At 67.3% G+C, this 8,422-nt stretch carries 8 protein-coding genes; 2 read left to right on the forward strand and 6 right to left on the reverse strand.

The genetic code is table 11. The features are described from left to right. Positions 1 to 385 precede the first annotated feature (385 nt). The gene (locus QMZ25_RS18060; RefSeq protein ID WP_128987795.1) at positions 386 to 1,576 is read left to right on the forward strand and encodes a benzoate/H(+) symporter BenE family transporter; all 1,191 of its coding nucleotides are present in this window, start codon (positions 386 to 388) and stop codon (positions 1,574 to 1,576) included. Here QMZ25_RS18060 and QMZ25_RS18065 read toward each other — a convergent pair. The 5 genes from QMZ25_RS18065 to QMZ25_RS18085 all read right to left on the reverse strand — a co-directional run bounded on the left by QMZ25_RS18065 (position 1,573) and on the right by QMZ25_RS18085 (position 7,097). Continuing rightward, positions 1,573 to 2,130 carry a DUF2628 domain-containing protein gene (locus tag QMZ25_RS18065; protein ID WP_128987796.1) on the reverse strand — a complete coding sequence of 186 codons (558 nt, stop codon included), beginning with the start codon at positions 2,128 to 2,130 and terminating at the stop codon, positions 1,573 to 1,575. The genes QMZ25_RS18060 and QMZ25_RS18065 overlap by 4 nt on opposite strands. Beyond that, on the reverse strand, positions 2,127 to 4,292 hold the full coding sequence (locus QMZ25_RS18070) for a lytic murein transglycosylase (protein WP_164151428.1): 2,166 nt from the start codon (positions 4,290 to 4,292) through the stop codon (positions 2,127 to 2,129). The genes QMZ25_RS18065 and QMZ25_RS18070 overlap by 4 nt, the downstream gene beginning before the upstream one ends. Positions 4,293 to 4,377: 85 nt before the next feature. Beyond that, positions 4,378 to 5,352, reverse strand: a complete 975-nt coding sequence (gene egtD, locus QMZ25_RS18075; RefSeq protein ID WP_164151430.1) for an L-histidine N(alpha)-methyltransferase — start codon at positions 5,350 to 5,352, stop codon at positions 4,378 to 4,380. After that, positions 5,349 to 6,620, reverse strand: coding sequence for an ergothioneine biosynthesis protein EgtB (gene egtB, locus QMZ25_RS18080; RefSeq protein ID WP_053520051.1), 1,272 nt, complete (start codon positions 6,618 to 6,620; stop codon positions 5,349 to 5,351). Before egtB ends, egtD begins: the two co-directional genes overlap by 4 nt. 84 nt (positions 6,621 to 6,704) lie before the next feature. Continuing rightward, the gene (locus QMZ25_RS18085) at positions 6,705 to 7,097 is read right to left on the reverse strand and encodes a YchJ family metal-binding protein (RefSeq protein WP_180876259.1); all 393 of its coding nucleotides are present in this window, start codon (positions 7,095 to 7,097) and stop codon (positions 6,705 to 6,707) included. A gap of 72 nt (positions 7,098 to 7,169) precedes the next feature. Between QMZ25_RS18085 and QMZ25_RS18090 the strand changes: the two genes are divergently transcribed. Further along, the gene (locus QMZ25_RS18090; protein ID WP_283220066.1) at positions 7,170 to 7,958 is read left to right on the forward strand and encodes a TSUP family transporter; all 789 of its coding nucleotides are present in this window, start codon (positions 7,170 to 7,172) and stop codon (positions 7,956 to 7,958) included. A gap of 105 nt (positions 7,959 to 8,063) precedes the next feature. Here QMZ25_RS18090 and QMZ25_RS18095 read toward each other — a convergent pair. Beyond that, a partial coding sequence (locus tag QMZ25_RS18095) for an SbcC/MukB-like Walker B domain-containing protein (protein ID WP_283220067.1) occupies positions 8,064 to 8,422 on the reverse strand: 359 nt, incomplete at its 5' end.

Consider the following 8,422-nt stretch of genomic DNA (forward strand, 5'->3'; position numbering starts at 1 on the left):
GTCAACACCTTTTTCAAGGCCGTCGCACCGGGGTGGACGTTGTTGCCGGAGCTGCTTCGTCGTTGGCCCCGAGAGGCTTTCGTCGTTGCGAGCCGCCTATTATGACGGACTTTTCGAGTCCGTCAACACCTTCGTTCGATCATCTCGTCCGCTGGCGTGGCGTCGCTTCTGCGTGCTGCTTCCGGGGAAGCATCGCGCTGCAGCGAGGGAGCGAATTCTAGAGATCCTGCCGGATTCGTCAACCACTTTCTTTCAGGACAATGACAGCGCTGGCGCTTGTGCCGGCCGGTGCGCGCACTCGATGTTCCCTGCGGCGTTGCCCGCGCGTTGCGCGGGCAACGCCTCAGGCGCTATCAATGCAGGGATGCACACGGGAGAGCAGGCAATGAGTACGCAGGTGCGCCACGGATGGTGGCGGGATCTATCGATGCCGGCGATCGTCGCCGGCTTCATCACCGTACTGGTGGGCTTCGCCAGTTCGGCGGTGATCGTGTTCCAGGCCGCGCAGGCGGTCGGTGCCGATCAGGCCCATATCGCATCCTGGATGTGGGCGCTGGGACTGGGCATGGGCGTGACCTGCATCGGGCTGTCACTTCGCTATCGGGTACCGGTGGTCACCGCGTGGTCGACGCCCGGCGCCGCGATGCTGGTGGTGGGCGCCGGCGGCGCTTCGCTCTCCGAGGCGACAGGCGCGTTCCTGCTTGCTGCGGCATTGGCAATGCTGGCCGGCTTCTCCGGCATCTTCGCCAGGCTCATGCAACGTGTGCCGATGGCGCTGGCGGCGGGCATGCTGGCCGGTGTGCTGTTGCGCTTCGGCCTGGATGTGTTCGTCGCAATGGACAGCCAGAGGGTACTTGCCCTGGCGATGTTCGCGACCTGGCTGGCTGGCCGGCGCCTGTTCCCGCGTTACGCCGTGATCGCGACCCTGCTGGTTGGCATCGCGGTCGCGGCCAGCCGCGGTCTGCTGCACGCGCAGCAGCTGCAGTTGCAGCTGGCGGTCCCGCAGTGGGTGACACCTTCCCTGTCGTGGACTGCCGTGGCAGGCATCGCCCTGCCCCTGTTCGTGGTGACCATGGCCTCGCAGAACATTCCCGGCGTCGCCGTGATGCGCGCCTCCGGCTACGACGCCCCGGTATCGCCGCTGATCGGCTGGATCGGCGTGGTCAACACGGTACTGGCCCCCTTCGGTGCCTATGCGCTGAACCTGGCCGCGATCACCGCAGCCATCTGCATGGGCCGCGATGCCCATGAGGATCCTGCCCGGCGCTACACCGCGGCGATGGCGGCAGGTGTGTTCTACATCGTCATCGGCCTGTTCGGCGCCACCGTGGCCGCACTGTTCGCCGCGTTCCCGCGGGAGCTGGTGGCCTGCGTGGCTGGCATCGCACTGTTCGGCACCATCGGCAACAGCCTCGCCAGCGCACTGGCGGTGGAGCGCGACCGCGAGGCGGCACTGGTCACCTTCCTGGTCACTGCGTCGGGGATGTCGCTGGCCGGTATCGGTTCCGCCTTCTGGGGGCTGGTCGCTGGCGCGCTGTGCCTGCTGGTCCTGCGGCCACGTGAGCCCCGCAGCTAGGCGCCGCCGAAGAGGTCCAACGCCTGCAGTGCGACGCTGAACACGATGCCCAGGCCCAGGGCCAGCCGGCTGACGCCGCTGCGCCGGTCGATATAGGCCTCGACGCGTGCGCCGTCACCCGCGCCGGCGGCTTCGGCGCGGGCGATCACCGCCCTGCAGCGGCGCAGATACAGCGCATTGGCCGCCAGTGACACTGCGATCTTCAAGGCCAACGTCAACCCCCATATCGCCGCGTCGTCCATTCCGGCCAGCACGATGGCGGCACCCCCCACCATGCTGATCAGGACGTAGGCCACCGCCATGCCGTACATACGCCGGTACAGCAGCCACTTGAAGTCGAACAGGAACGCGGCCCAGTTCCAGGGACGCGGCCAGCCCGGCGGATCCCGACGCAGCCGCCACAACTCGGCATAGACAGCGAAGTTGTCGGCCACCACGCGGGCGAGCCGTGGATGACGGTCATAGACCGCCATTGCGGCGTCCAGGCTCGACGGCGCATCGCCGGCAACCGGTGCAGCGTAGGGATTGCCATCCGTGGCGGGATGTCCACTCACAGTGGCGAGCTGGACAAGGTCTGTACCAGCACGTGGCGACCGGCCGGTGCGATGGTGATCACGTCGGGCCCGGCATTGGCCGCTTCCAGGCAGACATAATCGCGCCAGCCGTCGCCCACGTCGGCCATCTTCGCTGCCGCTTCCGCGCCGGGATTCCAGGCCACCAGCGAGCGGCTGCCTTCGGTACGGATCGTGATGCGACGCTTCAGCACCGGATCGCGCAGGACGTAGTGGCCACCTGCCCCGGTATAGATGCGGTCACTGCGGCCCGGGTCGCGCGGATCGCGCAGGGACCACGGGCCCTGCTGGCGCCGCGCCTGTGCATAGTTCTCGAACTTGTCCAGATACTCCAGCCCGTCCACGCCATCGACTTCGACCTTGCTGGCATCGCCCACGCGGAAGTAGTTGTGCAGCGCCTGGGTGATCGTCACCGGCACGGTGCCAGGATTGTCGGTCACCAGCTGCTGCCGTAGTTCACGGCCGATGCGCACGGTCATGGCCAGGCGCAGAGCGAGGTTGTCCAATGCAGGGGGAGCCAATACGAGTTCGATGCTGCCGTCGTCCAGCCGGCGGGCCTCCTTCAGCTCCCACGGCAGGGTGCGCACGAAACCATGCGCGGGCACATCGTCGCCTTGCCCCTGTCGCCCGAAATACGGCCAGCACACCGGGCTGCCGCCGCGGATGGGGGTCGGCAATGCGGCACGGCGTGGCGAAAGCCACAGCAGATCGGGCTGCCCCTTGGGTACGAAGGAGAGCAGCTGGCCGCCGAACACACTGATGGCTGCGGTGGCCTGGGGGGTTTCCACCAGCCAGGCATCAAGCCCCTGGAACTGGCCACTGCGTACGCCCTGGATCTGTTGCACGTTGGATCGACTCCGTATGGCCGGCGACTGCACGGCACTGTAGTTGCTGGGAAGCGTGAAGCGGGTGGAGGCCACCGCAGGCGGCGCCGCGCTCTGCAGCGCGCGCAGGATGCGTTGGCCGGCTCGTCCATCGGCCGTGCTCCATCCCAGGCGGCGCTGTTCGGCCTGGATCGCCCGGCGGCTGGCTGTGCCGATCATGCCATCAGCGGTACCGATATCATGCCCCCGCGCCAGCAGCAGGGTCTGCAGCTGACGGCGCTCATCACGGCCCAGCCCGGGGTCATCGGTCGGCCAGGCGGTGGCCAGGCCGCTGCCGCCGCGCAGGCGATCAGCCAGCGTCGCGATCGCCAGCGCATAGCTTTCGGCGGCGTTGTAGCTGTAGATCGCATCGTAGTTGCGGAACACCAGCAGGGCCGGCCCCTTGATGCCGGCGGGCAGCAGCAGTGCCGCCCGCGCGTCGGCAGCCAGACCCGCCGGAGCCAGCGCGCTGCCGTCCAGCGCTGTCACGCCCTGCGTACGCCATTCAGCCAGTGACCGGCGTTGGGTACGGCCGGCCAGGCTGGTATTGAAGCCGTCGGCAACACGCACCTCCATGCCCCACGGTTCTCCCGTGCGCCAGCCGGCGCGCTTGAGATAGTTGGCGGTAGACGCCAGTGCGTCGGGAATGCTGCCGACCAGGTCACGGCGACCGTCGCCATCGCCGTCGACGGCGATGCGTGCGTAGGTGCTGGGCATGAACTGCGTATGGCCGAACGCGCCGGCCCAGGACCCGGTCAGACCTTGAGCCTGCAGATCACCGCGATCGATCAGCGTGAGCAGGGCCAGCAGTTCGCCACGGAAGAACGCCTGCCGCCGGCCGGCGCAGGACAGCGTCGCCAGCGACTGCAGCAGCGGACGCTTGCCGAATACACGGCCATAGTCGCTCTCCACGCCCCAGACGGCGACGATGGTGACCGGATCGACGCCATACTGCGCGGCGATGCGATCAAGCAGGTCGCGGTGCTGCTGCAGCATGGCCCGTCCATCGTCGACGCGCTGGCGGTCCACCAGTGCAGCCAGGTAGTCCCAGATCGGGGTGGAGAATTCGGGCTGCGCATCCAGCAAGCCGAGCACGCTGGGATCAGGACGCAGGTCGGCGGTGATCGCACCGAAGCGGTCTGCGGCAATGCCCTGGGTAGCTGCCGTTGCCTGCAGCTGTGCCAGACACCGGGTGAACGCGGGATCGGGCGGGGTCAGGTCGGGCGCCGTTGACGGCGCGGCCAGTGCCGCGGCCAGGCCGAGTGCGGTCAGGGTGGGCATGGCGTCCTCCGTGTTGCCGGTGCTGACACCATACTAGAGGCTGAGCGACCGGCGATGCTGAAGCAGTTGCCGGCCGTTGGCCTCTCTAGAGCGTACGCAGCAGCCGCAGGCCGTAAGCTGGACTGTCAGCGTCCCAGCGCTGCGCAACCTGCAGGCCGGCCTGCCGCACCAGCGCATCAAAGCCGTCATCGGTGTACTTGTGGCTGTACTCGACGCGGATCGCCTCACCGGCCTCGAAGTGGAAGGTGCGGCCATCGAGGTGGACGTCCTGCGCCCGCTGGCTGACCAGATCGGTCTCGATACGCAGACGTTCAGTGCTGTAACGGGCACGGTGGCGGAAGCCGTCCAGATCGAAGTCGCTGCCCACCTCACGGTTGAGGCGGACGAGCAGGTTGAGGGTGAATGCCGCAGTGATGCCTTCGGCGTCGTTGTAGGCGGCTTCGATCAGCGCGGGGTCCTTGTGCAGGTCGATGCCGATCAGGGCCAGGCCGTGGTCACCCATGGTCTGACGCATGGCCCGCAGCAGGGCGAGGGCGTCCTCGCTGGCGAAGTTGCCAAGCGTGGACCCCGGGAAGAACAGCAGGCGCCGCGCGGGCTCGCGCTCCGGTGCGGGCACGTCCACCGGACGGGTGAAGTCAGCGCAGACCGGCAGCATTTCCACGTCGGGAAGCGCGGGAGCGAGGTGATCGATGCTCGACAGTAGCGCCGCCCGGGAGATCTCGATGGGGGTGTAGGCCACGGGATCCTGCAGCGCGGCCAGCAACAGCGCGGTCTTGCGACCACTGCCGCTGCCCAGCTCGACCACGTGCAGGCGCGGGCCCACCACGCGTGCGATATCCGGCAGCACCCGATTCAACAGGGCCAGCTCGGTGCGCGTGGGGTAGTACTCCGGCGTGTGGGTGATCTGTTCGAACAGGCGTGAACCGCGCGCATCATAGAAGTACTTCGACGGCAGCTGGCGCGCAGTGCGCGACAGTCCGGCCAGTGTGTCGGCGAGGATCTGCTCGCGGCTGGGCGTCAGATCGGTCAGCGCCTGCAGCGCATCCTGTACGGTGCTCACGGCAGATCCCTCGCCAGGCGCAGGCCGGAGAACTGCCAGCGCGCAGGTGGCATGAAGAAGTTACGGTAGCTGGCGCGCACATGCCCGCGCGGGGTGGCACAGCTGCCGCCGCGCAGGACCCACTGCCCGCACATGAACTTGCCGTTGTACTCACCCAGATTGCCGGCGAACGGACGGAAACCGGGGTACGCGCCATACGCGCTGCCGGTCCATTCCCAGACGTCGCCGAACAGCTGCCGCAGTCCCCTGCCCCGTGCTGCAGCAGGATGCAGATGATCGTCCTCGGCGAAATGGCCGGCGATCGGCTGCGACGTCGCGGCGGCCTCCCACTCGAATTCGCTGGGCAGGCGCGCACCGGCCCAGCGGGCATACGCATCGGCTTCGTAGTAGCTGAGATGGCACACCGGCGCATGCGCGTCGAGGTCGCGCCAGCCGCCGAGCGTGTATTCGCGCTGGAGGGCGTCATCCCAATAAAGTGGATGCTGCCAGTCCTCGCTTTCGCGCAGAGCCCAGCCCTCACTGAGCCACCAGCGCGGATCGCGGTAACCGCCGGCTTCGACGAAGTCCCGGTACTCCGCGTTGCAGACCGGTCGATCAGCCAGCATGTGGGCCGGCAACAGCACGCGATGCGGTGGCGATTCGTTGTCGTAGGCGAAGGTAGCGTGCTGTGGCCATGCCGGTGCGCCGACGGTGACGATGCGCTCGGGAGATTCGATCCAGCCCAGCGGACTGGCTACACTGACGGCGGCGCGCAGGTCCTGGCGGTAGGGCGGATGCAGCGGATTGCACCAGAGCGCGTGCTTGATGTCGGTCAGCAGCAGCTCCTGGTGCTGCTGCTCGTGCTGCAGGCCCAGCTGGAGATGCTGCAGGGCTTCATCGTCAAGATCGCCATCGCGGAGACGCGTCAGCAGGTGTGCATCGACCTGCTGCCGGTAATCGAGTACCTGCTGCAGCGACGGGCGCGAGAGCAGGCCACGCTGCGGCCTGGCATGCGCCGGCCCAATACTCTTGTAGTAGCTGTTGAACAGGTAGTCCCACGCGGGGTCACGTGCCGGTGCGCCGGATAGACCGGCCAGCACGAAGCGGTCGAAGAACCACGTGGTGTGCGCCAGATGCCATTTGCTCGGGCTGGCGTCCGCCATGCTCTGCAGCATGGCATCTTCGGCACTGAGCGGCTCGGCCAGCAGCACGCTGCGGGCGCGCGTCTGCGCATAGCGGTGGGCGAGTTCACGCTGCGGAGCAGCGACGGCGACGGTAGCGCTGTCCATGCAGCCAGCATCCAGCGGTGCGGGTGAGCGCAACGTCATGGCGTGACATCGCGCCGTTCACATCGATGCCGTCGCGTAACCGGTTCAGATCGCGTCGAGGTAGTACCAGCGTCCGTCGATGCGTTCGAACCGGCTGCGCTCGTTCATTTTCACCGCACTGCCGCCGCCCACCCGGTAGCGGGCGGTGAATCGCACTTCCGCATGGTCGGGCCCATTCACCTGGTGCTCGTGGACGGTCAGGCCAAGCCAGTGCGTCCGCTGGCCGGGCGCCTCGTCCAGTGACAGTTCGGCGGGACGGGTGGCCGGATGCCAGGTGGCCCGCAGGTAGTCGGCCAGACCACGTACGTACGCGCTGTAGCGCGAGCGCATCAGGCGCTCGGCGTCCGGTGCGGGCTCGCCGGCATGGAAGCGGCCGCAGCAGTCGGCGTAGTCCGTGGCGAGGCCACAGGGGCAGGAATCGGCAGGGTTTCGGCTCATGGGGGTATTGTCGCTCGAGTCACGTCGGGCATCCATCGGCGATAGGCGTATGCTGTCGCGCCCCCACATTGAATGATCCCCGTGCTGGAACTGGTTCCCCCCGAGTTGTGGTGGCTGGTGGTGATCGCCTTCATTGCCGGCCTGGTCGATGCTGCCGTGGGTGGAGGGGGACTGGTACAGCTGCCCGGCCTGTTCACCGTGCTGCCCCAGCAGACGCCGGCGATGCTGTTCGGTACCAACAAGTTCAGTTCGATGTTCGGCACGGCGGCGGCGGCGTGGCGCTATGCACGCAACGTGCGGTTCCCCTGGAAGCCGGTACTGTTCGCCGCGGGCACGGCATTCGTGTTCTCGTTCGCCGGGGCTACGGCGGTGAGCCTGCTGCCCAAGGATGCCGTGCGGCCGCTGGTGCTGGTGCTACTGGTGGCGATGCTGGCCTACACCCTGTGGAAGAAGGATTTCGGCGCGCTGCACCGGCCGCAGGAGATCGGCCGGCGCGAACTGACCATCGCGCTGGTGATCGGCGCTGCGATCGGCTTCTACGATGGATTCTTCGGGCCAGGCACCGGCAGCTTCCTGATCTTCCTGTTCGTGCGCTTCTTCGGCCTGGACTTCCTGCGTGCGTCGGCCGCATCGAAGGTCGTGAACCTGGCGACGAACATGGCGGCGATCTCGTTCTTCGTGCCGACCGGCAACATCCTGTGGTTGTTCGCGCTGCCGATGGCCACGGCCAACATCATCGGTTCGGTGGTCGGCACGCGGCTGGCACTGAAAGGCGGCACGCCGTTCATCCGCAAACTGTTCGTGGGCCTGGTGGTGGTGCTGATCGCGCGGATGGCGTGGGATACGTTCGGCGGTTCGTGAGGGACGTTATGAAATGGTAGGTGCCAACCTTGGTTGGCACCTTGTTTCAGGTCGCGAAGAGCAGCCGAGCATGGCTCGGCTCTACAGGTGGATTGCCCGAGGCGGTCAGGCTTCGGCTTCCTCCGGTTCATTGGCCTGCTGGCGGCTGCGATCGGGCAGCTTCAGGCGCCTTCCTTCTTCGTCGTACTCGATCAGCAGCACGCCCGAATCGTGGCGGCCACTGATCTCGACGAAGCAGGCACCACCGATGAAGGGCTCCAGGGTCATCACCGACTTCAGCGGCGTGGCGACCACCATCTGGAAACCGAAGTTGTCGAAGATGTTCATCGCCAGCGCGGTGAACTCGTTGTCGGCCTTGTCGAAGGCCTCGTCGAGCACGACCGCCGCGTAACTGGGCAGCTGGCTGTCAGCGCCGCCGAGCTGGTAACGCAGCGCTGCGGCCAGGCAGGTGGTGGCGAGCTTCT

The sequence above is a fragment of the Stenotrophomonas sp. RS-48 genome, assembly GCF_030053245.1.
Taxonomy (GTDB): Bacteria; Pseudomonadota; Gammaproteobacteria; order Xanthomonadales; family Xanthomonadaceae; genus Stenotrophomonas; species Stenotrophomonas maltophilia_P.